At 63.5% G+C, this 25544-nt stretch carries 24 protein-coding genes; 11 read left to right on the forward strand and 13 right to left on the reverse strand.

Annotated elements, in window-relative coordinates:
* Positions 1-23: 23 nt before the first annotated feature.
* The 4 genes from PQR27_RS21995 to PQR27_RS22010 form a co-directional block, all read right to left on the reverse strand.
* Positions 24-2591 carry a fimbria/pilus outer membrane usher protein gene (locus PQR27_RS21995; protein WP_408525768.1) on the reverse strand — a complete coding sequence of 856 codons (2568 nt, stop codon included), beginning with the start codon at positions 2589-2591 and terminating at the stop codon, positions 24-26.
* A gap of 133 nt (positions 2592-2724) precedes the next feature.
* Entirely contained in the window at positions 2725-3441 is a 717-nt protein-coding gene (locus PQR27_RS22000; protein ID WP_408525769.1) for a fimbrial biogenesis chaperone, read from the reverse strand.
* An 88-nt stretch (positions 3442-3529) separates the two neighbouring features.
* Entirely contained in the window at positions 3530-4057 is a 528-nt protein-coding gene (locus PQR27_RS22005; RefSeq protein WP_408525770.1) for a fimbrial protein, read from the reverse strand.
* 606 nt (positions 4058-4663) lie between these two features.
* A complete protein-coding gene (locus tag PQR27_RS22010) occupies positions 4664-5965 on the reverse strand; it encodes an MFS transporter (protein WP_408525771.1) in 1302 nt (433 codons plus the stop codon).
* A 405-nt stretch (positions 5966-6370) separates the two neighbouring features.
* On the opposite strand from PQR27_RS22010, the gene PQR27_RS22015 reads away from it, so the two are divergent.
* The gene (locus tag PQR27_RS22015) at positions 6371-7090 is read left to right on the forward strand and encodes a response regulator transcription factor (protein ID WP_408525772.1); all 720 of its coding nucleotides are present in this window, start codon (positions 6371-6373) and stop codon (positions 7088-7090) included.
* A 108-nt stretch (positions 7091-7198) separates the two neighbouring features.
* Here the strand turns inward: PQR27_RS22015 and PQR27_RS22020 are convergent, their stop codons facing one another.
* Positions 7199-8104: a dihydrodipicolinate synthase family protein gene (locus tag PQR27_RS22020; protein WP_408525773.1), complete on the reverse strand. Its 906-nt coding sequence runs from the start codon at positions 8102-8104 to the stop codon at positions 7199-7201.
* Between the two features lie 348 nt (positions 8105-8452).
* On the opposite strand from PQR27_RS22020, the gene PQR27_RS22025 reads away from it, so the two are divergent.
* The 6 genes from PQR27_RS22025 to PQR27_RS22050 all read left to right on the forward strand — a co-directional run bounded on the left by PQR27_RS22025 (position 8453) and on the right by PQR27_RS22050 (position 13309).
* Entirely contained in the window at positions 8453-9409 is a 957-nt protein-coding gene (locus PQR27_RS22025; protein WP_408525774.1) for a 4-hydroxyproline epimerase, read from the forward strand.
* On the forward strand, positions 9406-10536 hold the full coding sequence (locus tag PQR27_RS22030; RefSeq protein WP_408525775.1) for an NAD(P)/FAD-dependent oxidoreductase: 1131 nt from the start codon (positions 9406-9408) through the stop codon (positions 10534-10536). Before PQR27_RS22025 ends, PQR27_RS22030 begins: the two co-directional genes overlap by 4 nt.
* On the forward strand, positions 10529-10801 hold the full coding sequence (locus tag PQR27_RS22035) for a (2Fe-2S)-binding protein (protein ID WP_408525776.1): 273 nt from the start codon (positions 10529-10531) through the stop codon (positions 10799-10801). Before PQR27_RS22030 ends, PQR27_RS22035 begins: the two co-directional genes overlap by 8 nt.
* Positions 10798-12078: an FAD-dependent oxidoreductase gene (locus PQR27_RS22040; protein ID WP_408525777.1), complete on the forward strand. Its 1281-nt coding sequence runs from the start codon at positions 10798-10800 to the stop codon at positions 12076-12078. The genes PQR27_RS22035 and PQR27_RS22040 overlap by 4 nt, the downstream gene beginning before the upstream one ends.
* A gap of 123 nt (positions 12079-12201) precedes the next feature.
* Positions 12202-12969, forward strand: coding sequence for an AraC family transcriptional regulator (locus PQR27_RS22045; protein WP_408525778.1), 768 nt, complete (start codon positions 12202-12204; stop codon positions 12967-12969).
* Between the two features lie 10 nt (positions 12970-12979).
* Positions 12980-13309, forward strand: coding sequence for a hypothetical protein (locus PQR27_RS22050; RefSeq protein WP_408525779.1), 330 nt, complete (start codon positions 12980-12982; stop codon positions 13307-13309).
* Positions 13310-13373: 64 nt separating this feature from the next.
* Here the strand turns inward: PQR27_RS22050 and PQR27_RS22055 are convergent, their stop codons facing one another.
* The 3 genes from PQR27_RS22055 to PQR27_RS22065 all read right to left on the reverse strand — a co-directional run bounded on the left by PQR27_RS22055 (position 13374) and on the right by PQR27_RS22065 (position 16192).
* Positions 13374-13634: a hypothetical protein gene (locus PQR27_RS22055; protein ID WP_408525780.1), complete on the reverse strand. Its 261-nt coding sequence runs from the start codon at positions 13632-13634 to the stop codon at positions 13374-13376.
* Positions 13635-13810: 176 nt separating this feature from the next.
* Entirely contained in the window at positions 13811-14143 is a 333-nt protein-coding gene (locus PQR27_RS22060) for a hypothetical protein (RefSeq protein WP_408525781.1), read from the reverse strand.
* Positions 14144-14308: 165 nt separating this feature from the next.
* Positions 14309-16192, reverse strand: coding sequence for a bifunctional sugar phosphate isomerase/epimerase/4-hydroxyphenylpyruvate dioxygenase family protein (locus PQR27_RS22065; protein ID WP_408525782.1), 1884 nt, complete (start codon positions 16190-16192; stop codon positions 14309-14311).
* Positions 16193-16511: 319 nt separating this feature from the next.
* Here PQR27_RS22065 and aroQ point away from each other — a divergent pair, with 319 nt between their 5' ends.
* Genes aroQ through PQR27_RS22080 form a run of 3 tightly spaced genes read left to right on the forward strand, consistent with a single transcriptional unit; the run spans position 16512 to position 19275 of the window.
* Complete coding sequence (aroQ, locus tag PQR27_RS22070) at positions 16512-16967, forward strand: type II 3-dehydroquinate dehydratase (protein ID WP_408525783.1); 456 nt, start codon at positions 16512-16514, stop codon at positions 16965-16967.
* The gene (locus PQR27_RS22075) at positions 16964-17818 is read left to right on the forward strand and encodes a shikimate dehydrogenase (protein ID WP_408525784.1); all 855 of its coding nucleotides are present in this window, start codon (positions 16964-16966) and stop codon (positions 17816-17818) included. The genes aroQ and PQR27_RS22075 overlap by 4 nt, the downstream gene beginning before the upstream one ends.
* 50 nt (positions 17819-17868) lie before the next feature.
* The gene (locus tag PQR27_RS22080) at positions 17869-19275 is read left to right on the forward strand and encodes an MFS transporter (RefSeq protein WP_408525785.1); all 1407 of its coding nucleotides are present in this window, start codon (positions 17869-17871) and stop codon (positions 19273-19275) included.
* A gap of 78 nt (positions 19276-19353) precedes the next feature.
* On the opposite strand, the gene PQR27_RS22085 is transcribed toward PQR27_RS22080, so the two are convergent.
* The 5 genes from PQR27_RS22085 to PQR27_RS22105 form a co-directional block, all read right to left on the reverse strand.
* The gene (locus PQR27_RS22085) at positions 19354-20046 is read right to left on the reverse strand and encodes a TetR/AcrR family transcriptional regulator (protein WP_408525786.1); all 693 of its coding nucleotides are present in this window, start codon (positions 20044-20046) and stop codon (positions 19354-19356) included.
* 94 nt (positions 20047-20140) lie between these two features.
* On the reverse strand, positions 20141-21430 hold the full coding sequence (locus tag PQR27_RS22090; RefSeq protein WP_408525787.1) for an NAD(P)/FAD-dependent oxidoreductase: 1290 nt from the start codon (positions 21428-21430) through the stop codon (positions 20141-20143).
* Positions 21431-21560: 130 nt separating this feature from the next.
* Entirely contained in the window at positions 21561-22343 is a 783-nt protein-coding gene (locus PQR27_RS22095; RefSeq protein ID WP_408525788.1) for an anti-sigma factor, read from the reverse strand.
* Positions 22340-22912, reverse strand: coding sequence for an RNA polymerase sigma factor (locus PQR27_RS22100; protein ID WP_408525789.1), 573 nt, complete (start codon positions 22910-22912; stop codon positions 22340-22342). The genes PQR27_RS22095 and PQR27_RS22100 overlap by 4 nt, the downstream gene beginning before the upstream one ends.
* 376 nt (positions 22913-23288) lie before the next feature.
* Positions 23289-24221 (reverse strand): dihydrodipicolinate synthase family protein, encoded by a 933-nt coding sequence (locus PQR27_RS22105; protein ID WP_408525790.1) that lies wholly within the window; start codon positions 24219-24221, stop codon positions 23289-23291.
* 189 nt (positions 24222-24410) lie between these two features.
* On the opposite strand from PQR27_RS22105, the gene PQR27_RS22110 reads away from it, so the two are divergent.
* Positions 24411-25355: a LysR family transcriptional regulator gene (locus PQR27_RS22110; protein ID WP_408525791.1), complete on the forward strand. Its 945-nt coding sequence runs from the start codon at positions 24411-24413 to the stop codon at positions 25353-25355.
* The last annotated feature ends 189 nt before the right edge of the window (positions 25356-25544 follow it).

Below are 25544 nucleotides of genomic sequence, written 5' to 3' on the forward strand. Positions count from 1 at the left end.
GCGCAAGTCGCGATGCGCGAGCACTACGCGGGGTCCTTAGTAGCGGACGCCGCATGCAGTGGGGGCACCGTGCAGCGAGTGGTCATCTTCGGCAGTTGATTCGACGCAGCCGCCGTCACCGCATACGAAGCGGTGCAACGCTGGCTGTCGCGATCGCCCCACGTCACGTTCAATTCACCCTGTGCGGCCAGCCCAGTGACGTACGCTTCACCGGCCTCGCTCACCATGCCGATTTCCTGGCCCTTGGCGTCATAGACCTGGGCGCCGAATGGCAGCGGCTGCCCGCGACTATCCTGTAACGTCAGCAACGCTTTGATACCTATCTGGGTGGCGTAGTTGGCGCGGACCAGCGCGCCGTTCGTGGGCACCACTTCCTGAATGGTGTCCTTCAGTTCAACCTGATCCGGAAGACCTTCGGGATCGAGAATGACTCGGTTGCTGCGATAGGGCGCCGCACTCGGCACCACCGCAAAGCCGTGGCTGTCAGTCCGCACGCCAGGGTAGGAGGCCACGCCGACGTCGGCTGCTCCGTTCGCGTCCACCAGCACAGCGGTACCGCCGAGTGTCTGGCCCAGCGTCACGCCGCCCTTGTGAACCACGACGCTGCCGGCCGCACTTGCGCCTATCTGCTGATAGCCGTTACCGGCGCTCACGTTGGCCGTCATGCTGCCGTAGCGGCCGTTGTAGTTTGCGTAGCCGTTGCCGCCCAGGCTGGCTGCGCCGTTATGCTCGGCGGTTACGCCATACGAGAGGCGGTTGTCGTCGAGCGCCGTGCCGTTGACGCTGGCCTGTTCGCTCCATCCTGTAGCGCTGTCATGAGTCAAGCTCGCGCTGGCATAGGCGGTACGCGCGCTTTCCTTACCCAAAGGAATCGACACGCTCACCATCACCTGGCTATTCTTTTGCCCCTGCGCAGAGCGGCCCTGAGAGTAGTACGCGCCGTAGGAAAATTGACGGGCCGTCGCGCTGTAACCGAGTTGAGCGGAGAGATCGCTGGATGCGCCGCCGTAATACGTCTGCTGCGCCACCGACGCATAGACGGAGCCATACTTGCCCATCTGCTGGCTGACACTGCCTTCAACGCGGCTTTTGCGCGCGCCGATATACGCCGCGGACGAGTTGTCCAACTGACCGGTGGCAAGGTTACGTTCCTGAATGGCTTCGCTGAAAGTGCGGAAGCCAGCCGTGGAATAACGCGCGCCGAGGACGCGGAAGTTCGTGCCGCTCTCGAACACTTTGCCGTACAGGATGCGAAAGGACCGGCCGGACGAACTGCCGCCCGTATCCACCGGTGTCGCCGCGCGTACCGTGTGCGCCCACGTCGCATCCACTGAGACCGCGCCGAAGTCCCCCATGTTCTTGCCGACGCCAGCCGCTACCGACTGGTACGTGCTCGCGCCACGCACGCCGCCATAAACTGTCAGATCGTATGGCAACCCTTGGGCAAACGTGCCCTGCGCGAAGAGCGGCCCGTTGTTGTCATTGCCGTTGCGATACTTGCCGGCCGACGCGCTGTAACGCACCGCGCCTTCGCGAGCGAGTACCGGTAGCGACGCGAACGGCTGCACAAAGTGGGTCTCTCGCCCATCCGCTTCGGTCACGGTCACGTCCAGGTCGCCCGTCGAGGCGCCGTAGAGGTCGTCGATCACGAAAGGACCAGGCGCCACAAACGCGCTATAGATCACAAAGCCGCGCTGACGGACGGTGACTTTGGCGTTGGTCTGCGCCACGCCACGGATGACCGGCGCATAGCCTTGCTGGCTGTCGGGCAGCATGCTGTCGTCCGACGCGATTTGAGCGCCGGTAAACGAGACCCCGTCAAAGACGTCCGACGGCGTGTCGGTTTGGCCGAGCGTCAGATGACCGCGCCACGGCGCGATGTCGCGCTGCGCGTAGTTGCTGACTGCCTGGAACGTGTTGCCTTGCCGGTTCGATTGAGCGCTGAGTGTGGAGCGGAAGCGCCAGGCGCCCACGTTGACGCCGGCCCGGAAGGTGCCGAACACCGTATCGGACTGACTGCTGCCACCAACATTTCCCGCGCCCGTGTTGTTGCTATGCGAGGCGTTCACGTTGTAGTCGAGCATCAACGCGGTTTCGCCGTTGTCCCATTTGTCGGGACTCACATAACCGCGTGGCACGCGGCGCATGGCAGCCTGAGGCACGCTGATGATCAGTTGTTGCTGGGCCAGGTCAAACGTGACGGAGGCGCCCGGGATGCGGCTCGCGATATCGACGCAACTGCTGTCGTCGGCCTGCAGGCCGGCGAGTGCCGGCGCGTTGGTGTCGACGCCCCATTGGCGCAACATCGCGAGCGTAAGACACGGCACCGCGTCGCTGTCTTCGGCTGAGTTGGCCGGCAGGTCGAAACGCAGATCCTGTGTGCCTACGGATTCGTAGTTGATCTGTACGTTGACACGGTAATTGCCGGGCAGGACGCGATTGCGTTGCGCAAACGCCGCTAGATCGATCCGCTCGCCAGAGGGGTTGTCTATCTCGAGAAAGCCCGCGTTGAAACCCGCATTCGTGCTCGGTGCAGGAGCGGCTACGTCGGCGAACGCCCAGGCGGGCGTACTCAGCGCGATTGCAATCATCGCCGCCATCCTGCGCGGCTGCGGGAAAGTGCTTGGCGAACTGAGGGATGGCGGGCGAATGCGGCTCATGGATAGTGTCGTTCCGCGTCTGGAACGGACGAGGAAAAAGAGGAAGTGGAGAGAACAGCAGCGCTTACCGGGATGCCTGAGGCGTCGCGGTGACATTGACCGGGGCGGTTTCTGCGCCGTAGTCGTTCATCGTGCTGAACGTGACGTCGATCGACTGCCCCGTTTTGCCGGCCGTAAGCGGCCACTTCAGCGTGCTTTTGGGCGCCACCATGTCATTGCGCAGCGTCTGAGCGCCGGCCTTCGCGTCGACGATCGTGACGTGATAGGCGCTCGGGTTGGTCACTTCCAGTGCGGGCGCGCCGCCGTCGCCCTGGACGACATGCCACTGCAGAGAGGCGGGCGCTTCAGCAGCAGTTCCTGGCAGTCCTGCGGGCCGATAGAACAGTTTCATGCGCGATCGAACGGCGATCTGCAGTACGTTCTCTTCAGCCGCTTGCTGGGGAATTTCCTTGACGTTGAAATAAAACACCGACTCGCGATCGTTCGGCAAGTCGCCGCCCGTGCGGACGATGCGTAGAATCATTTCCTTATTGCCGTCAATGCGGACTAGCGGCGGCGTAACCAGAAAGGTGCCTTTCTTGCCCGCGCTGTCGTCTACCCAGGATTGCAACAGATAGGGCGCCGCATCGCCGTTCTTGATCTGGATCGTTGTTTCCCGCTTTGCCTCGCTGAAGATCACTCGTGTACCACCGATCGATACGCTGGCCGCCGCGAGTTGCGACATCGTCAAGCCGGCGAGCAACGCACAGCCAATGGCGAGAAATCGATGACGCAGTGTCATGGTGTTGCTCCAATCTGAAGATGGTGTTGTCTGATCGTGGAATCAGGAGACGGCCACCGGGGCGAGCGCCCGCGGTAGCCAGGCAGGCTTACTGATAGATCACGGAGAACTGGGCTTGCCCGTTAGCCGTACCCGCACCGACCGTGGCGCCGGTCTGGATATAGCGCGCGCCGAAGCTCAACTGGTTGGTGCCCGTTGCCAGCGTTGTCTGGGCCGATTCCGAGCCGACTGCCAGCGGCGTCTGATCCGCGTTCAGCAACTGAATGCCGACACCAGTCGCAACGGAGCCGCTAGCGAGCTTCAGCACGTTGTTGTTGTTCGTGTCGCCCACACCGTCAAAGCGCACGTCCGCTTTTTTGTACGTCGTGTTGTCGCAGCCGTTAAGCTGGATCGAGAACGTCTTGGTCGCCGAAGTCGAATTGGCGCCGGTGAACGAAGACTTGGAGATATTTCCGAGTTGCACGGTCTGGTTCGTGCTGGCCGCGTCGACGGCGCAGGAGGCGCTGATGATCTGGCCTTGGAAATTCACCGCACCGTCATAGGCCGATGCGTAGCCGCTCACGCCGAGCGTGGCAATAGCTGCGAGTTTCGCGCCAAGTTTGATCGTTTGCTTCATGTAGTACTCCAAATTAAAAGATAAGGAACATGGAAGTTCCGTCCACATCGGCAATGGCTTCTGGCCCGACACACGGAGCAGATGCGCTCATCGCGACTGAGTCGTTATCTTATTTGGGGTCGAATTGAATCAATATAAGACGACTCTTAAATAGTCGCAGAAATCTTCACTCGCACTAGGAATTGCTGAGTGACGAGACTCAGAAGCAGGACAATCTAGGAGGAAGCTTTAGAATTTAGAGTCGATTTGCGACTGCTCGTGGCGCCGGAAATTGCCGGGCGGTTTGCACGGATCGTGTCGATATGCGCAGCGGAGCGTCTGATTGATCGCTCTGACAGACTGGCTGAACTGATCAATAACGATGACACGACGCCCGTCGTGCGACAGCGACATGACATCACAGCTTGAGGCTAATGGCGGAAAGCGGTGGGAGTGTTGCAAACCGGCGAGCGCATCCGGTAGGGGAGCAACTCAGAACGCGTTCGATGCTCCCAATTTTGTGAGAGCAGGACAGCAGACCTCGCGCCGTGTGGCACAGGCAAGACGGGAGCCCGGAGAGGGCGACATGCCGCGCCCTCCGGCGACTCCCTGTGGAGTACGCAGCGCTTAGCGCGTTTGCGCTGCGTCTTTGATGAACAGCGTAGTCAGCGCACCGAGAATACAGATCGCGCCAACATATAGCGGCGCGGCCATCGGATTGGACTTCATCATCAACGACACGGCGATCGGCGTGAGGCCGCCAAACACGGCATAGGCGACGTTATACGAGAAGGAGATGCCTGAAAATCGCACGACCGGCGGGAATGCCCTGACCATCACAAACGGAATCGCCCCGATCACGCCGACGAAAAAGCCGGCCACCGCGTATAGCGGCACCAGCGTCGCGGCGTCGATCGCGAGCTGCTGGAACATCACGTAGTACGACACCGCCAGCGCGAGGCCGCCAATGAATATCGTGCGTTCCGCGCCGATCCGGCCGGCAATCGACCCCGCCAGCACGCAGCCGATCGTCAGGCACAGCGTCGCCACGCAGTTCGCCAGCAATGCCGTGGCCGGCGCGATATGAAACTGCTTTTGCAGCAGCGTCGGCGTCATCAGGATCACCACGACGATCGCAGCCGACAGCATCCACGTCAGCAGCATCGACACGATCACGGCGCGGCCGTGGTCGCGCAATACGGCCTTGAGCGGGACTTCCGCGGCCAGCGATTTGCGTTGCTTGAGTTCGGCGAACACCGGCGTTTCATGCAGCCAGCGGCGCAGATACACGGAGAACATGCCGAACACCCCGCCCACCAGGAACGGAATGCGCCATGCGTAAGCCGAGATTTCCGCGGGTGCGAAATGGCGATTCACTGCCGATGCGATCAGCGAGCCGAGCAGGATGCCGGCGGTGAGACCGGCCGTCAGCGTCCCGCACGCATAGCCGACGTGCCGCTGCGGCACGTGCTCGGAGACGAACACCCACGCGCCCGGCACTTCGCCGCCGACCGCCGCGCCTTGCATCACGCGGAACAGCAGCAACAGCACGGGCGCCATGACGCCGATGCTGGCATACGTGGGCAGCAGGCCCATCATCAGCGTGGGCACCGACATCAGCAGCACGCTCAGCGTGAACATGCGCTTGCGGCCGAACAGGTCGCCGAAGTGCGCCATGATGATGCCGCCGAGCGGGCGCGCCAGATAACCCGCGGCGAAGATGCCGAAGGTCTGCACCTGGCGCAGCCAGTCCGGCATGGCGGCGGGGAAAAACAGTTGGCCGATGGCCGGCGCGAAGAATACGAAGATGATGAAGTCGTAGAACTCCAGGGCGCCGCCGAGGGCGGCGAGGCCGAGCGTCTTGTAATCGCTGCGCCCAAGAGGGCGTGGGGTGACAGCCTGCGCTCCACCCAGATTTGTCGCTTGCATTGCGTGTGTCTTGTCTTGAATTGGGAGCCACGCGTAGCGCGTGGACATACGGCGGTCGTCGGGCGAGAAGTGTGACAGGCGCTGGGTAGAGCACGGGACACCGGCGCGGCGGCCCGGGTGGGGCTAGCGCGATGACGACAGGGGCCGGGCGGGATTTTACAGGATGAAAACCGATTGATTAGGGAGGTGCTTAATTAGATAGGGAAAAGTTCCCCGAGGATCAATTTTTTGCGTGTTGGCCGGCGCATCGGCCGTTGAGCGTGCGGGCGGCGGCGGCCGGTCGTAGGAATGCCGCGCAGCTTTGTCAGGGCAGTTTGATTAGTCTGTAAATTAGGATTGCTCCTATGGGATGGAATGGGTGCCGCTCCGAGAATCGCGTCCGAGCCACTAGTTAAGAGTCATCCCATGCGTATTGCCATTCTTCAGCGTGACCCGGTCATGCGTCAGTCGATCGAAAAGATCCTTATGAACGCCAGCCATACCTGCCTGTGCTACGACGACGGTCTGTCCATGTCGAAAGCACTCGCCCGTTCCACCGTGGATCTGCTGGTGCTGGACTGGCAGGGCACCCGTTTATCGGGTGCTGAAGTCCTGAAGTCGGTCCGCGCGGTGGGCGGCGATCGCGTGCCGGTCGTGTTCGCATCGACGGAAACGTCCGAGGAGAGCGTGGTGCGCGCTTTCGCCAGCGGGGCGGACGACTACGTGAGCTTGCCGCTGCGTCCGGGCGAGTTCCGCGAGCGCATCACGGCGCTGCTACGCCGCGCCTATCCGGACCGTTTCAGCGCGGCGAGTTTCGATATTGGCCCTTACCGCTTCGACACCCATCGGCAACTGGTCACGCTGCGCGGCCAGCCGGTGCCGCTGTCCGGTACGCAATACCGGCTTGCATCGCTATTCTTTTCCAACATTGGCCGCGTGATGTCGCGCGATCACATCTTCGCGATGGTGTGGGGCCGCGAGTTCCGTGAATTCACCCGGACGATCGACAGCCATGTGTCGCGGCTGCGTCTGTTGCTCGAGATCGAGCCGCAAAACGACTTCCGTCTGCAACCGGTCTACAAGAGCGGCTACCGGCTGCTGCATCTGCGTCAAGGCGAAGCCGTCGACAAAAAAAAGGCGGCCTGAGCCTGCGTGGGGCAGAGGGAACAGCGGGCGGGGCGGTTCGCATGGCCCGGTTCGCCGCACCCGTTTCCGGCCCGCGGCTCAGCGCGGGCTCAGGTTCCTCAAGGCAACTTATAGCTGCGGCAACGCGGGCCGCGTTTGAATCGCGCTGCGAATCAGCGCTTCCACGGTTTTGCGTTCATCGCCGGCCAGCGGCAGACGCGGCGGGCGCACCGGTTCGGTACCCAGCCCGACGATCGCCTCGGCCAGCTTGATGTTCTGCACCAGTTTCGGCGACACATCGAGCGCGAGCAGGGGCGCGAACCAGCGGTAGATTGCGCGGGCTTCTTCAAGCCGGCCCGCTTTCAGCAGCTTGTAGATCGCCACGGTCTCGTGCGGAAACGCGCACACCAGACCGGCCACCCAGCCGTGCGCGCCCATCAGCACCGCTTCCATCGCGAGATTATCGACCCCGCACAGAATCGCGAAGCGGTCGCCGACTACGTTGATCAGGTCGGTCACGCGCCGCACATCGCCGCATGACTCCTTGATCGCGACGATTTTCTTTTCGTCGGCGATCTCGGCAAACATCTCGGGCGTCATGTCGACGCCGTACGCGAGCGGATTGTTGTAGATCATCAAGGGTAGCGCGCTAGCGTCGGCAACACTGCGAAAGTGATGCAGCGTCTCGCGCCGGTCGGACAGATAGCGCAGGCCGGGCAGCACCATGAACCCCGCCGCGCCACGCTTGCTGCCGGATTCGGCCTGCCGGCATGCGTCGAGCGTGCTGTTTTCGGCGATCGTCAGCAAAACCGGCACACGGCCGCGTGAGGCTTCCACGGCGATGTCGAGCACCTGCAGTTTTTCGTCCAGAGAAAGCGTCGACGCCTCGCCCAGCGATCCGCACACAATGATGCCGTCCACACCCGCCTCGATCTGCGCCTCGATATTCCTGGCCGTCCACGTACGGTCTATGCTGAAATCCGCGTGAAACTTGGTTGTGACTGCGGGCAATACGCCTTCCCAGATATGCGCCACGTCTCTTCTCCTGAATGTGATGAGTTCAAGCGCAGTGTAAGCAGGGAAAATGCCGCCGTCTTGCGTGATTCGCGCGCGACGGATGACGATTTCAGCATAGTGAGTGTGCTTGCAGCCTCGCCGGGTGAATGCGGGGCAGGCATTTTGGACCAAAGGGAGAAATGTGGCAAAGCCGCGTGGCGTCAGACGTCATGCGGATGTCCGCCGCTTCCGCACAAGTGCTCGCCGGGTGCCGCGCTGGCCGGTTAGCTTATCGGCATGGACCGGCGAAGCAGCCGCATCACTATGCTGAAATCGTCACAATCCACGCGCACGCATACCAAGACTGGCGGGTGCTGTGTTTCTACCATGAGCACCATGAAAACCCTCGACATTATCGACTCGCACACCGGCGGTGAACCCACCCGCCTGGTCGTATCCGGTGGCCCGGACCTTGGCGGCGGTACGCTGGCGCAGCGTCTGAACGTGTTCCGCACGCACTTCGACGATTGGCGTGCGGGCATCGTGACTGAACCGCGCGGCTCGGACGTGGTGGTCGGCGCGCTGCTGTGCGAACCGGACGACCCGGCATGCGCGGCCGGCGTGATCTTTTTCAACAACGTCGGCTATCTGGGCATGTGCGGGCACGGCACGATCGGCCTCGTCGTCTCGCTCGCGCACATGGGACGGATCGGGCCGGGCCGTCACCGGATCGAGACGCCGGTCGGCGTGGTCGAAGCGACTCTCAATGAAGACGGCAGCGTGGCCGTGCGCAATGTGCCGGCGTATCGCTACCGGCAGCGCGTGCAGGTGGAGGTGCCGGGCTACGGCGCGTTGACCGGCGATATCGGCTGGGGTGGCAACTGGTTCTTTCTGGTCGCCGATCATGGCCGCGCGCTGGAGGCGGCGCGCATCGGCGAATTGACCACGTTCAGTGCGGCGATCCGCGATGCGCTGAGCGCGCAGGGCATCACCGGCGCGGAAGGCGCGCTGATCGACCATATCGAACTGTTCGGGCCGGGCTCGCGCGCCGGCGTGGACAGCCGTAGCTTCGTGCTGTGTCCCGGCAACGCGTATGACCGTTCGCCATGCGGCACCGGCACCAGCGCGAAAGTCGCCTGCCTCGCGGCTGACGGCAAGCTCGCGGAAGGCGCGGTATGGCGCCAGGAGAGCATCATCGGCAGCGTGTTCGAGGCGAGCTATCGTCACGCGGACGACGGCGTGTCGGTGATTCCCACCATCACCGGCCATGCGCACATCATGGCCGAAGGGCGCTTGTGTTTCGACGAGCGTGATCCGTTCGCGTGGGGCATCCGCACGGTATGACGGCGGACGTATTGATCGTCGGCGCGGGCATTGTCGGCGCGGCCTGTGCGGCGGAACTCGCCGCACGCGGCATGCGAGTCGAGATGCTTGACGCGCAAGGCATCGGCGGCGGCGCAACCGCGGCGGGCATGGGCCATATCGTGGTGATGAACGATTCGCCAGCCGAGTTCGCACTGAGCCGTTACTCGCGCGATCTGTGGCTGGAACTCGCGCCGCAATTGCGCGAGCGCGATGCGTTCAGGCGCTGCGGCACGCTATGGGTCGCCGCCGACGACGAAGAATGGCAAGCCGCTCGCGAGATGCACGCGGCGTTCGCGGCGCAAAACGTCGCCGCGCAGCTGCTTGACGCGTCGGCATTGCGCGCGTGCGAGCCGGCGCTGGCGGAGTCGATGGTGGGCGGCCTGCGGATCGAGCACGACAGCATCGTGTATGCGCCGACGGTCGCACAATGGCTACTAACGCAATCCCCGGCCGCCGCGAAGATTCGCGTGCGGCCCGGCACGCCCGTGACGGCGATTGGCGCGCGCGGCGTGACACTCGCCGACGGCGGCTACTTGAGCGCAGCTCACGTGATCATTGCCAGCGGGCTCGGCGCGCAGCAACTGATGCCCTCTTTACCGTTGCAACCGAAGAAAGGTCACCTGCTGATCACCGACCGCTACCCCGTACTGATCCACCATCAACTGCTCGAACTCGGCTATATCAAGAGCGCGCATCATGCGCTGGGCACGTCGGTGGCATTCAACGCTCAACCACGGCCCACGGGTCAACTGCTGCTCGGCTCGTCACGCCAGTTCGACACCACGGATCCCGCTGTCGAACTGCCGGTGCTCGCGCAGATGCTGCACCGTGCCGCGCGCTATCTCCCGGCGCTGCCGGCGCTCAACGGCATTCGCGCATGGACCGGTTTTCGGGCGGCGTCGCCGGATGGTCTGCCGCTGATCGGCCCGGCCGGTGATGACAGGGCAGGTGTCTGGCTGGCGGTCGGTCATGAAGGTCTGGGCGTGACGACTTCGCTGGCAACAGCCCGGCTGCTTGCCGCTCAGATTACGGCGAGCGCCATGCCGATTCCCGCCGAGCCTTATTTGCCGGCGCGTTTTGCGACGCAAAGGGTGGCCCATGGCTAGCGTCCACAATCCATCCATCCGCTTGACGATCGACGATCGAAGCATCGATGTCGAAGCCGGCACGACAGTCGCCGCGGCGCTTGTGGTGGCCGGCATGCGCGGCACAAGGATATCGGTCAGCGGTCAGGCGCGCGAAGCGCTGTGCGGTATGGGCGTGTGTCAGGAGTGCCGCGTCACAATCGACGGCCGCGCGCACGTGCTGGCGTGCCAGACGCTCTGCCGCGACGGACAAGTCGTCCACACGCAAAGCGCAGGCACGCGATGAACCCGCACTTCGATATCGTTGTGGTGGGCGCCGGACCGGCTGGGTTGAACGCCGCACACGCGGCGGCGCTTGCGGGCGCCACGGTCGCGCTGCTCGACGACAATCCGCGCGCAGGTGGTCAGATCTGGCGGCAGGGACCCGGCGGTTCGCCGCAGGCGCCGCTGCATACGCTGCTGGCCGCCTTGCACGCGCATGGCAACGTCACGCTGTTTGCGTCGACTCGCGTTATCGCGCCGTTGGGCTCGCGCGGCTTGCTGCTCGAATCGGCCGACCGGGGCGGCGTGTGCATCACATACAACAGCCTCATTCTCGCTACCGGCGCCCGCGAGCGGCTGCTGCCTTTCGCCGGGTGGACGCTACCGGGCGTCACCGGTGCCGGCGCGCTGCAAGCGCTCATCAAAGGCGGCATACCGGTAAGGGGTGAAAGGATAGTGATTGCTGGCAGCGGCCCGTTGCTGATCGCGGCGCTCGCCACTGCCCGCGCGGCCGGCGCACAGGTCGTGGCGATGGTCGAGCAGGCGTCCATGGCGAACGTGGCGCGCTTTAGCGCCTCGCTGCTGGCCGAGCCTGCGAAGCTGTGGCAAGCCGCCAGCATGACGCGCGGTCTTGCGGGCCTGCGTTACTGGACCGGCAGTGTGGTGCGGGAAGCGCATGGCGAAGGCCGCGTCGAACGCGTGACGATCCGGCGTGGCCAGCAGGACGTCACGCTGGCGTGCGACCGCATCGCGTGTGGTTATGGCCTCGTGCCGAATATCACGCTTGCTCAGGCGCTCGGCTGCGCGATCAACGAAGCCGGCGAGATTGTGGTCGACGGCGAGCAGCGGACGTCGATTGACGGCGTGCTGGCGGCCGGCGAATGCACGGGTGTGGGCGGCGCGGAACTGGCGGTGGTGGAAGGCAGGATCGCGGGCCTCGCGGCAAGCCAGGCCTCTGGAAGCCGCGCGGCGCTCCTCAGGCAGCGCGCGCGCTGGCGCCGCTTCGGGCAACGCGTGGCGTCTGCCTTTGCCTTGCAGGACGCCGCCCGCGCCATTCCCGCCGACGCCACGCTGCTTTGCCGTTGCGAAGACGTCAGCATTGGCGAGGTCCGGGCCTACTCGAACTGGCGCGAGGCGAAGCTGCATACCCGCTGCGGCATGGGCGCCTGTCAGGGAAGGATATGCGGCGCGGCGGCGAACCTGTATTTCGGTTGGCAAGCCGCTGTGCCACGCCCGCCATTCAGCCCCGCGCCCATCGGCGTGTTGATGATGGCGAGTGATGCAGAGCCGCCGTCTGAATAACGCAATGGGCTAGCGTGCGGATATTGTCGCCAGCCGGCTCGCCCTATAATCGACCGCACGCGCCAGGCGTCCAGATGGACGGACCCACGCCAGGACCCACGGCACAAAAACGGAACCCGCTCGATGAACACGCTGGCTCATCCGCTCGAACCGCACGACGCAACGCTGTCCGGCATGTTGTCACACTTCACGCTGCTCGAGCCGGTGTTCGACGCGATGCCGGACGTCGTGTTCTTCGTCAAGGATACGCAGGCGCGCTATGCCCTGGTCAATCGCACGCTCGCGTCGCGCTGCGGCTTCAAGGAAAAGGCCGCGCTGCTCGGCAAGACCGCCGAGGATGTGTTTCCACGCCGCTTCGGCCGCATCTATACCGCGCAGGACAAAGCGATCATCAATGTCGGCAGTCAGATGATCGATCAACTGGAGCTGCATCTATATCCGGGCCGCCAGCCGGGCTGGTGCCTGACCTGCAAGCAGCCGTTGCGCGATCCGGCGGGCAAGGTGGTGGGCCTCGCCGGCATCTCCCGCGACCTGAAAGCGGATGAGAGCAGCCATCCCGCGTACAGCCGGCTGGCCGCGGTGGTGCAATCCATTCAGGAGAATTACGTCCAGCCGTTAAATCTGAAACAGCTAGCTGCAATGGCTGACATGTCAGTGGCGCAACTGGAGCGCTATTTTCACAAAGTGTTTCATTTGACACCGCGCCAGGTGCTGCTGAAAACACGGCTGGATGCCGCCACCGCGCTGCTGGTTTCGCACGACAAGGTGACCGATGTCGCCGCGCTATGCGGCTATACCGACCACAGCGCCTTTACGCGGCAGTTCAAGGCGACTGTTGGCGTCACACCGACTGAATACCGGATGCTGCTGCACGGGACCTCACGAAGCTGAGCAGCTGCCCATGGCTCGTCGCAGGGATCACTATTATGTCTACGTCGTCGCGCTGGACGACACGGTCTGGAACGAGGCGCGCTTTCGGCGCGCGAATCCGGATTACCGGTTCGACAAGCCTTGCGTGTACGTGGGAATGACCGGGCTGGACCCGGATCTGCGCTTCGACCGGCACAAGGCCGGCATTCAGGCGAATCGCTATGTGCGCGATTATGGGCTGCGGCTCGTGCCCGAACTGTATGACGTGTTCAACCCAATGCCGTACCGCGGCGCACAGGATATGGAAGTGGAGTTGGCGATCGGGCTGCGTGAAGCAGGCTACGGCGTGTGGCAGGCTTGAAACGGCCCCGGGAGCTTGCGCTGGCAGCGCGCCCCGATTGAGCCCCTATTAAATCAGGCCAGGCTCACTTGACGCCAAGTCCGCGCAGCACCGCGTTGCCTTCGGGCGTCAGACGGATATGCGACGCGCCGGCGCCGCCGGATACGGTTTCGATCAAACCGGCTTCGTGAAGCTGTGGAATCTCAGGCTTGGCGGAAGCGTCGATCGGCGCGTGCAGCAGGAGCAACAGGGTGGCCAGTTCGTGGTGGCTCAGCAGGCGGCGCAGAATCGTAGGCCGCTTGCCCGGCACTGGCGTGTCATTGGTGTTCTGATCGGGCTGGTTCATTGGGCGCACCTTGTGCGGAATAGTCTCGGGTGGATCATGCGGACGAAGTCTTAAACGATTCTTAAAACCCTATTGTCCTGTAACACCGTGACATTAAGATTGCGCCGAAACAAGTAACCGATCGTTACACGTGCCGCTCCCTTACGCTCCCTTAAGCCGCCTTACGCTCGCTTACATCAAGGCGCGCAGGTTTTGCTGGCCGATTCGATCCACAGATTCCCCACATGGCGCTTGCCCGCGTAGAAGCGGTAGGTGGTTGCGCCATTGTCGCTGCGCACCTTGACGATGTTCGAATCGCCGAAGTCGAGCATCTGGCCCTGCGGGATCGCCGTGGATTTGAACGCGGCGCTGTGGCTGGTCGCCACCTGCGTCAGGCAGGACACGACGTCGTTGACCGAGCGTTGCGTGGTGCTGTCGGTGACGGGCTCGCCGGCATCCGGATTCTTCTGGAAGTACGCGCAAGCGCTCAAAAGCAGTGGAACTGACAGGACTACGGCAAACTTCTTCATATCTCTCCTGGCGTTTCGGTCCGGCCGATTAGGGGCATGACGCCCGGCTGGGGCGCAGCCGCGGCACCGGACCGCGGTTCAACCGCCATTATATCGGTCGGCGCCGTGCGGCCGACCGCGCACGGGCAGCAACACGCGGCCAGCGACCTGCGGCCGACGGCGCGCCTACTTGCGGCGCTGCGCCTGCGCGGCAAGCCGCACGGCCGCATTGGCCGCGCCATAGCCGTCGTAGCCGCCGCGCCGTTCGACGATCTCGAGGAAAAAGCGCTGGTCCAGCAGTTCGGTGTACGCGTGGAAAAATTCGCCGCCGCGCTCGTCGCGGTCGTACAGGATGTTATGCGCGCGCATGCCCTCTAGCGTCTCGTCCGGCAACGCATAGCGGGCCTCGAGGTCGTCATAGTAATTGCGCGGAATGCGCAGCACCGGCACACCGTCGGCAACGAACTCGGGAATCGCGCTGAAGATGTCGCCAGTACTGAACGCGACGTGGTTCAGGCCGGAGCCGTGATAAGTGTGCAAGGCCTCGGCTACCGCCGTATGGTGGTCCACCGAGGCATTCAGCACGATGCGAACCGAACCGTCGCGGCTGCGCAGCGCGCGGCTGCGCACCAGCCCGTAAGGATCGGGCACCAGCACGCCGGGCTCCGCTTCAAAGCCCAGAGCGGTTCTCAGAAACAGCACCCACGTATCCAGCGAATTCGCCGGGATCGACAGGCAGACATGGTCGATACGGGTAAGCGGACCCACTTCGGTCGGGCCGTTGACGTCTGTCAGGACGAAATCGGCTTCGAACAGCGTGGGCTGGTCGGGGGCTTCGTCGACGAAATAGTTCAGGCTGCCGTCGGGCGCCTGGACGGCGGGCAGCAGGCGCTCGTTCGGGCCGATCTGGCCGGAAAAGGGCGCGTAGCCGAACCCGGCCGCGCGCTCGAAGGCCTGATTGGCGTCGTCGACGCGAAACGCGGACGCGCACAGCGACAGCCCATGCTGCTGGAAGAAAGCGTTGGCGAACGAGTCCGGCTCGGCGTTCAGTACGATCGACGCCGCGCCGTGCTGATACAGCGTCACATCTTTCGAGCGATGCTGGCCGGCCTGGCGAAACCGCAGCTTGCCCAGCCAGTCGACGAGTTGCGCGCGGGTGGCGTGATCCACCGCGAACTCGAGAAACTGGTAGCCGACATGGGCAGGCGCCGCGGGCGACCGATAAAGCATGTCGGCCGGCTGCTCGGTGGCTTCGAGCAGCGCGCGGGTCTGTTCCTCCAGGAACAGCAGTGAACGATGACCGTCCGCGGCGGTAATGGTGGTGGGCGCCGCGCGAAAACCGTCGTTGAAAATTTCGAGCGACAGCGGCCCTTTGTAGCCGGTTTTTACAACCTGCGCGGTAAAGCCCGCCAGATCGAAATCGCCCTGGCCGGGGAAGCAGCGGTAATGGCGGCTCCATTCGAGCACGTCCATGGCGAGTTTCGGCGCGTCGGCAATCTGCACGAAAGCGATGCGCTCGCCCGGAATGTCGGCGATGGCGTCCACGGAATCGTTCAGCGACAGCGTATGAAAGCTGTCGAGCACGAGCCCGAGATTCGGATGATTCACCGCGTTGACGAGTTTCCACGCATGCCGGTAGGTCTTCACGTGCTTGCCCCACGCCAGCGCTTCATAGCCGGCGATCACGCCGGCCGCTTGCGCCGCCTGCGCGAGCGCGCCGAGCTGGTCGATCATCAGTGCGTCGTCGCCGATGGTGTCGGGCGAGACGTTGCTGCATACCAGAATCCGGTCGGTGCCCAGTTCGTGCATGACCTCGAATTTGCGCTTCGCGCGCTCGAGATTGCGCGCGAGGCGCTCGGCGCTGACGCCGTCGAAATCGCGGAACGGCTGGAACAGCATGATTTTCAGCCCGAGATCGCCGGCGATGCGCCGCACGTCGGCGGGCGAGCCGTCGAAATACAGCAGGTCGTTCTCAAAGATCTCGACGCCTTCGAAGCCCGCCGCCTGAATGGCGGTCAGCTTCTCGACAAGGGTCCCGCTGATCGACACGGTGGCAATCGAACGTTGCATGAACGGCTCCTGCAAAAAACAAAGAAACGGCTATGAAAACGGGCGGCAAGCGGGGTTCCATTAGGGCCGCAAGCCCTGCGTCGGCATGTTGCAGTGCGCAAAATGGGCTAGTCCGTTACCCCGCATCAGCAAGGAGCGGGCCAGAATCACCCATAGTAGCCGAAGTTTCCGTGAGTCTATACGAACTAACTAGATGGTACAAATTCGTGGAAACCCCGAATGACGGCAACGGCTAATGCGCGCACACTTCGCTCACGTTGTAGAGCCGCGAGTGAGTGTCGTGGTCCGTTTTATGCCTCACTTTGCAGGAGTGGCTGTCATGAGCTTTGCATCAGTTCTGGTCCTCAACGGGCCGAATCTCAATCTGCTGGGTACGCGTGAGCCCGCCGTCTATGGTTCGGAAACCCTCGACGACGTCGCGAAACTATGTCGCGACGCAGGCGAGCGCCTGAATCTGGCAATCGACTTCTGCCAGTCGAACGCCGAACATCAGCTGATCGACTGGCTGCATGCGGCGCGCACCAAGGTCGACGGCATCGTGATCAATCCGGCGGCTTACACGCATACGTCGGTGGCGATTGCCGACGCGCTCACGGCAATCGAAAAGCCTGTCATCGAAGTGCATATCTCAAACGTGCATCGGCGCGAAGCTTTCCGGCATCACTCGTTCGTATCGGCGGTCGCAGACGCCGTGATCATCGGTTGCGGCACACAGGGTTATGTGCTCGCTTTGGAACGGATGGCAGTCATCCTTAAGAATAGGGCGGCCAAATGAATACGCAGTCATATCTCGTCGGTCTGATCGGCTCGGGCATCGGCGGTTCGCTTACCCCCGCAATGCACGAAGAAGAGGGCAGCCACCTCGGCTTGCATTACGTGTACCGGCGCATCGATCTGGAAGCGTTGAAGCTTGACCCCACGGCGCTCCCGGATCTGCTTCTCGCGGCTGAACGGATGGGCTTTAACGGCCTGAACGTCACGTATCCGTGCAAGCAGGCTGTTATTCCGCTGCTCGACGAGCTGTCCGACGACGCGCGCGCGCTCGGCGCGGTCAACACAGTCCTGCTCAAGGACGGCAAACGCATCGGCCACAACACCGACTGGTCCGGCTTTGCGCGGGCGTTTCAGCGCGGCTTGCCGGATGTGTCGCTCGAACGCGTCGTGCAACTGGGCGCGGGCGGCGCGGGCGCGGCGGTCGCTCATGCCGCGCTGACCATGGGCGCGCAAACGCTCACGCTATTCGACGTGGATCCGGCGCGCGCGGCTTCGCTCGCCGCTGAATTGCAAAAGCGCTTTCCCGCCTCGACGGTCAAGGCCGGCGGCGACCTGGGCGAAACGCTTGCGACGGCGAACGGGCTGATCCACGCCACGCCCACCGGCATGGCGAAACTGCCTGGTTTGCCGCTGCCGGTCGAATTGCTGCACCGCGATCTGTGGGTGGCCGACATCGTCTATTTCCCGATCCGCACTGCGTTGTTGCAGGCTGCCGAAGCGCTCGGCTGCCGCACGCTGAGCGGCGGCGGCATGGCGGTCTATCAGGCGGTTGACGCGATGCGCATCTTTACCGGTCTCGAACCGGACGCCGAGCGCATGTACACGCATTTTCAGTCGCTGTTGCAGCGTTAATTCAAGTGCAAAAAGCCGGACCACAACCAGACCGAGGAGACGTAGACGACATGCAGCAACCGATTCAAGCCAACTCTAACAACGCAACTCCATTGGCACCGTCGGCCAACGGCACGGTCAGCACCGTACGCCGTTCGAAGGCGCGCTATCAGATCCTCGCGCTGCTCGCCGTCGGCACGATGATCAACTACCTTGACCGCACGGTCCTCGGCATCGCGGCGCCGCAATTGACCAAGGAGCTCGGCATTAACGCCGCGCTGATGGGCTTGCTGTTCTCCGTGTTTTCATGGAGCTACGTGGCCTCGCAGATTCCGGGCGGGCTGTTCCTCGACCGCTTCGGCAGCAAGCTCACGTACTTTCTGTCGATGACCTTCTGGTCGTTGTGCACGCTGGCGCAGGGGCTCGTGCATGGTATCGGCGCGCTGTTCGCCTTCCGGCTCGGTCTCGGTGTCTCGGAAGCGCCGTGTTTTCCGACCAATAGCCGGGTGGTGGCCACGTGGTTCCCGCAAAGCGAGCGCGCGATGGCGACCGGCACTTACACGGTCGGCGAATATATTGGTCTCGCGTTCTTCAGCCCGTTCCTGTTCGCGCTGATGGGCGCATTCGGCTGGCGTTCGCTGTTCTACGTAGTGGGCGCCGTGGGCCTGGTGTTCGGGCTTGTCTGGTGGGCGCTGTATCGTGAGCCGCGCGATCATCCGTCGGCTAATCAGGCGGAGCTCGACTATATCGAGGCGGGCGGCGGTCTGACGCATCGGAAGAAAGACGACGCGGCGAGCGGTGCCCCGAACACGTCAAGCGCATCAAGCACGTCGGGCGCACCGGCGAAGAGCGGCTTCGAATGGCGCACCATCGGACGCCTGCTCAAGCATCGTCAACTGACTGGCATTTGTCTCGGCCAGTTTGCCGGCAACTCGACGCTGGTGTTCTTCCTCACCTGGTTCCCCACGTATCTCGCCACCGAGCGTCATATGGCGTGGCTGAAGATCGGCTTCTTCGCGATCATGCCGTTCATTGCCGCGTCGATCGGCGTGATGTTCGGCGGCTTGTTCTCCGATTGGCTGCTGCGGCGCGGCAAGTCGCCTAACGTGGCGCGCAAGCTGCCGATCATCGCCGGCCTGCTGCTGGCCTCGACGATCATTCTCGCCAACTATGTCGAGAGCAATGTGGTGGTGATCGCGATCCTGTCGGTGGCGTTTTTTGCGCAAGGCATGGCCGCGCTGGGCTGGACGCTGGTGTCGGACATCGCACCCGACGGCCTGCTCGGCGTGACCGGCGGCATCTTCAACTTTGCCGCGAATCTGGCCGGCATCGTCACGCCGCTGGTGGTGGGCTTCATTGTCGCGGCGACGGGGTCGTTCGTTGGCGCGCTGGTGTTCATCGGCGCGATCGCGTTGATCGGTGCGCTGTCGTACATCTTTATTGTTGGCGATATCAAGCGGATCGTGCTGGTGGATTGACCGTCTGCCTGATCAAATAAGGAAGGGGGACGTGGCGAGGCCACGTCCCCCTTCTTGCGTTTCAGACTCAGACCGCCGTTAGTCCGCCTTCACGAAACGCAGTACGGCGTCCACGATCATCGCGCGATGCCGCGCGCGCAGGCGCGGATGCGACGGGTCGCGGCCGAACGCAGTGCCAAAGGTATGGCGATTGCCGACGCGGTGAAAGCACAGCGAGCTGATCAGCAAATGCAGGTCGATCGCATCGACGTCGCTGCGGAACTGCCCGGCCGCGATACCGCGGGCGAGCAGATCCTCGATCGTATGAATGACGGTGACGTTGCGGCCTTTGAAGGTTTTCACCTGCTCGACGTACTTCGCGCCGTGAATGTTTTCGATCGTCACGAGGCGCACGAAGTCGCGCTGGCGGTCGTGATAGTCGAACGTAAACTCGACCAGCGCGCGCATACCCTCGACCGGATCGAGTTCGCTGATGTGCAGATCCTGTTCGAGCGCGCGAATGTCGCCGTACACCTTCTCCAGCACGGCCTGATACAACCCTTCCTTGCTGCCGAAGTAGTAGTACAGCATGCGCTTGGTGGTATTCGTGCGTTCCGCGATCGCGTCGACGCGTGCGCCGGTCAGACCCATCGCGGAGAACTCCTGGGTCGCGACATCGAGGATGTTGCGCCTGGTCTGCTCGGGATCGTACTTGCGTCGCGCGTCCGTACGCGGAGTCTCGGACGCGGTGCCGGTGGTATCAGGCTCGGCGGCCTTGCTTCCCTTTTTCATTGTGTATTCGAGCGGCAGTGACGGCGCATTCTAGCATGGCAAAATCGCCGTCCGGCGCGGCTCGCGGGCATGAACGGCAGCGTATCGGGGGCGCTCATGGAGCCGGCCGGTTGGGGCGGCGCCGTGCCGCGAATGCATCGCGCGTTTGCATGGTGGTATAGGTCAGTTGCGCGGCGGCCAGACCGAGCGCGCCGTAAGCGGGCGTCAGGCCGAAGGCCGCGAACGCCTCGGGCACCGGCCGCTCGCCGGCGATGGCCGCGGCCAGCAGTTCGCCCGAGACGGTGGTTGGCGCCATACCGTGCCCGCCGAAGCCGACCGCGTACCAGACGCCGTCCGGGCTGCGGCCGATTTGCGGCATCTTGTGCCGCGCATAGCTCATCAGCCCTCCCCAGGCGTGGTCGATACGCACGTCGTGCAACTGCGGATAGACCTTCAGCAGATCGCGCCGCAACAACTGGGCGATCGCTTCAGGCGCGCGGTTGCGCACCGAGATGCGGCCACCCCACAGGATGCGTGTATCGGGCAGCGGACGGTAGTAGTCGAAAGCGAAGCGGGTATCGTAGACGGCAGCGCGCGTGTCGAGCGCATCTTTCAGGCGCGCGCCAAGCGGCTCGGTGGCCATCACGTAAGTGGCGATCGGCAGCACCGCGCGTTCGACCTTCGCGTACACGTTGCGCGCGTAGCCGCCGCCCGCCATGACGACGTGACGCGCTTCGATCGCGCCGTGCGGCGTGTGCACGACGAAGCCCGCACCCTCACGCTGTAATCGAACGACTGGCGACGTCTCATGGATCCGAACGCCAGCGCTCGCCGCAGCAGCAGCGACGCCCAGCACGTATTTCAGCGGATGAAAGTGGAACGCATTGCGCTCGAACAGCCCGCCGTGATACCGGCTCGTCTTGAGTTGCGTTGCGAGCTGCGCTGCCGATACCGGCTCCCACTCGACGCCGAACGAATCCCGCATCAGGCGCCGTTGTGATTCGAGCCGCGCGGGCTCGTCGAACCAGTTGGCCAGAATGACACCGGCGTCGCTTGAATCGCATTCGATGCCGTAGCGCTGGATACGCTCGCGCATCAGATCGACGGCGTCGGTGGTCAGCGTATAGAGTTCGCGCGCGCGGCGGGCGCCGAGGGTTTTCAGCAGATCGGCGCAATCGAGGCTATAGCCGCCGAACACAAATCCGCCGTTGCGCCCCGAGGCGCCGAAGCCGACTTGCTGGGCTTCGAGCACGTTGACGTCGGCAACGCCGCGCTCGGCCAGCCCCAACGCGGTCGACAGACCCGCAAGGCCGCCGCCGATGATGCACACGTTGGCGCTGCGCCGGCCGGACAGCGGCGCGTAGGTGGAGGAGCGGGTGACAGTGGCTTCGTAATAGCTTTGCATCCGGCTAGGGTAGCGGCAATGCCACCTTCACGTCCAGCCATCGCGCGATGGGCAGCAGGAGCGCGCCAGAAACCACAAGGCCGACATCCGCCGGGAGCGAATGCCGGCCTGGGTCTGAGGTTCAACGTGCTCAGGACACCGGTAGCAGCTTGCCGCTGAACACCACCGGACCGGTCGGTGCGTTGTGGTCGGGCGAACCACCCGGCGCTTCGATCGAGACCGCGAGGGCCGTATAGCTTTCCGGCTTCTGCTGACCCGCTGTCACCTTGCCGCTGGCGCTGTCCGGCAACAAGCCGAGCGAGACCGGATGGCCGCTCGCCGGAATGCCCCACAGCTCCATGGCGCGGCCGGCCGGCAAATCGAGCTTGCCGAGCGGATGCAGCGTCATGGTGGAGTGGGCTTCATCCCACGCCACCAGCATGACCGGATGGGCCTCTTTATCGTTCAGCACAGCCACATGCGAGACGGCGGCTTCCGGTTGCTGCGCGACCGTGGGCGCCGTGACCGGCCCGGTGCCTGCCGGCAAAAGCGAGCGCACGGCGACCACCACGGCGAGAGCGGCGACAGCGGTCACGCCGATCGCCCAGCCGCGCCAGAACGCGAGGTTCTCGAACAGGCCGCGAGACACACGCGCAGGCGTTTGCACCCCGGTGCGCGGCCGTGCCGCCTCACGCGTGGCCGCAAGGCCAAGGCGCCGTTCGATGGCTTCCCACACTGCCGCCGGCGGCATGCGCGGTTCAGCGAGTTCGGCCATTGGCGAGAGGCGCCGCTGCCATTCTTCGACAGCCCGGCGAATCACCGCGTCATGGTCCGCATAGCGTTCAAAGCGCCGCCGCGCGCCACCGCGCAGCGTGCCGAGCACATACTCGGCGGCCAGCAGATCGACCAGCTGAGGATAGCGATGCAGATTCATCGATCGCCTCCCAGACAGGTCTTCAGTTTGGCAAGGCCGCGCCGGATCCAGGATTTGATGGTGCCGAGCGGCACCGTCAGCACTTCTGCGATCTCGCTATGGCTCTGATCGCGCAGATACGCGAGGGCAACCGCCTGGCGCTGCGCCGGTTCCAGTTGCTGCATGCAGCCGGCCAGCAAACGTGCCTGCAGGCTGACGGCGGCGAGCGTTTCGGGATCCGGATCGCTGGTTGCCACGAGATCGTCCAACGCATCGCTCCATTCCGCTTCCTGCGAGTTGACCCGCCGCAGGTGATCGAGAGCACGGTTTCTGACGATCGCCGACATCCACGTCATCGGTGCCGACAGTGCGCGGCGATAGTCGCCGGCAAAGCGCCAGATATTGACGAAGCTGTCCTGCAAGACTTCTTCGGCCCACTCATGCTTGCTCAATATACGGAGCGCGAGGCCAAACAGTTTCGGGGCGGCGAGATCATATAGCTCGCGCAGCGCCACGCCGTCTTCTTTGGCAACGCGCTCGAGCAGCGCGGCGAGAATTTCCGGCGTCAGTTCTCGAGGATTGGCGGTCATGGAAATTGAGGTGGTGGACGTGCGAACCTATGTTACTCAATTTCGCCGTTGCCTTACACGGGCTTTTTTTTCGTTGGACTGCATCCAGCGAGCCGGCGTCCGCGTATATGGCTGCGGGGCCCGGGATTGTGGCGTTCGGCAACGACCGGCGTAACGTGAGCGGGCAGACGGGACACGGGGTGCGTGTGCAGGAGGGCAGGGCCGTTGCACAAGCCTGAAGAGCGGCGGGCAACGGAGCCACGCGATACGGGATGGATAGCGGATCGCGGGCGTATTTGACGTGTTGTACTAGCTGGGCTCATTCCATCCGAGGTCCTGCCGGTTGCCAATTCGGTCGGCTACTGGCAGGACCGGAATGAGCAGGCTGCGTGTGCGCTCAGATACCCCAGCGCAGCACGAGCGGGTCGAGCCGGCGCGCGATCTTCAGCAATCCTTCACGCGTGGCCGGATGCATCGGCGGCAACGGATGGCGCACCGCGTCCGAGCGGATCACACCGCCTTCTTTCATCAGTGCCTTGCATGACGCGAGGCCGCCCTGGCGGTTTTCGTAGTTGATCAGCGGCAGCCATTGCTGATAGTGCGCGGCGGCGGCTTCCGTATCGCCGGCCGCGTACGCGTCCACGATCAGGCGGATGCCGTCGGCGTAGCCGCCACCGGTCATCGAACCGGTTGCGCCCGCATCGAGATCGGCCATCAGCGTGATCGCTTCTTCGCCGTCCCAGGGACCCACCACTGCGTCGCCGCCCAACTCGATCAGCTCACGCAGCTTGTTCGCGGCCTGCGGCACTTCGATCTTGAAGTACGCCACATTCTGTAGTTCACGCGCCATACGCGCGAGAAACGGCGCGGACAGCGCCGTGCCGCTGACCGGCGCGTCCTGGATCATGATCGGAATCCCAATCGCATCGGACACCGTGCGATAGAACTCGTAAATGCCGCGTTCACCGATGCGGATCGTCGCGCCATGATAGGGCGGCATGATCATCACCATCGCGGCGCCCGCGGCCTGCGCGCTGCGGCTGCGTTCGGCGCACTGATGCGAACTGAAGTGGGTAGTCGTGACGATGACCGGCACACGGCCCGCGACATGGTCGAGCGCCAGGTGCATCAGCGTGTTGCGTTCGTCGTCGGATAGCGCGAACTGCTCGGAGAAATTCGCGAGGATGCACAGGCCATTGGAGCCGGCGTCGATCATGAAATCGATGCAGCGCTTCTGGCCTTCAAGGTCGAGATGACCGGCGTCGTCGAAGATGGTCGGCACGACGGGGAAGACGCCGCGCAACGGAATGGCATGAGATGGCTGGGTCATGGCGAGGCCTGTTATGGGAAGGTGTGTTGAATGTCTCCGTTGCCGACTATACGGCGACGCGCACCGCGGGTATATTGAATTGTTTCCATCTTGTGATCGCTTTTGCGACTCACCCGCGATTTGTCTGTAGTTCCACCCGCGGCTTATCTGCAACCCACCCGCAAGTCAGCCGCGTTTTCCCGGTTTTTCATGAAAGACACCCTGAACGTATTGTTGTCGCGGCTGCGCATGAAGCAGCTCCAGTTACTGATCGCGCTCGACGACCACAAGTCCCTGCACAAAGCGTCCAGCGCAATGTCGATGACGCAATCGGCTGCCAGCAAAGCATTACAGGAACTGGAGTCGATGCTCGAAGCACCGCTCTTCGAGCGCTCGAAGAACGGCATGATCGCGAACCCGCTTGGGCATTGCGTGATCCGCTATGCCCGGCTCATGGCGACGGACCTTACATCGTTGTGTCAGGAGGTCGCTGAAATCCGTTCGGGGCGCGGCGGCCGCCTCGCGATCGGCACCATCATGGGGGCGATTCCTGAACGGGTCGTGCCCGCGTTGCACGCGCTACACGCCGTGCAGCCGGATTTGTCGATCGAGGTGGCGGAAGACACCAGCGCGCGCATGCTGCTGCAGCTCGACGAAGGCCGGCTCGATCTGGTGATCGGCCGCGCGGCGGTTGCCGCCGATCCGTCGAAATATCACTACCGGCCGCTCGGCGACGAACCGCTGTCCGTCGTGGTGGGTTACGGCCATCCGCCGTTACCGAAAAAGGAAGTGAAGCTGCACGATCTGGCCGGCCACCGCTGGGTGATGTATCCGTCGCATATGCCATTGCACGCGCTGCTCGAACGGGAGATGGATCTGGCCGGGCTCGACATGCCTGACAATCCGATTTCGACGGCTTCCACATTTGTGACAGTCGCGTTACTGCAAAGCAGTCCGAATCTGGTTTCGCTGTTACCGACCGCTATCGCCGGGTTGTTCGTCCGCCAGAAGATGCTGCGCCTCGTACCGGTCAGGCTGAAGTCGCCTTCGCAAACGTTCGGGATTGTCACGCGCAAAGGCGGCGTATTGTCGCCGCCGGCTCAACAGTTCATTCAGTTGATGGGTGAGCAGAAGGTGGGGCAGGGCATGGCCTAGCAGCCCGCCGCAAAAAAACGCCCAGAAATCGCGGTTTTTTTGCGTGCGAAAGATCCTCAATATCTCACGGCGTTCAATGTTGCGCCACGTTCGCCAAAGCGGTGTTGCAGCCGCGACACTCTCGGGTAAATCCGAACCGATTGCCCACCTGTGTTCCGCGCTACACTGCTTCGAAGGTGCGCCAGTGCA

The organism is Paraburkholderia fungorum, assembly GCF_046027215.1.
GTDB lineage: Bacteria > Pseudomonadota > Gammaproteobacteria > Burkholderiales > Burkholderiaceae > Paraburkholderia > Paraburkholderia fungorum_D.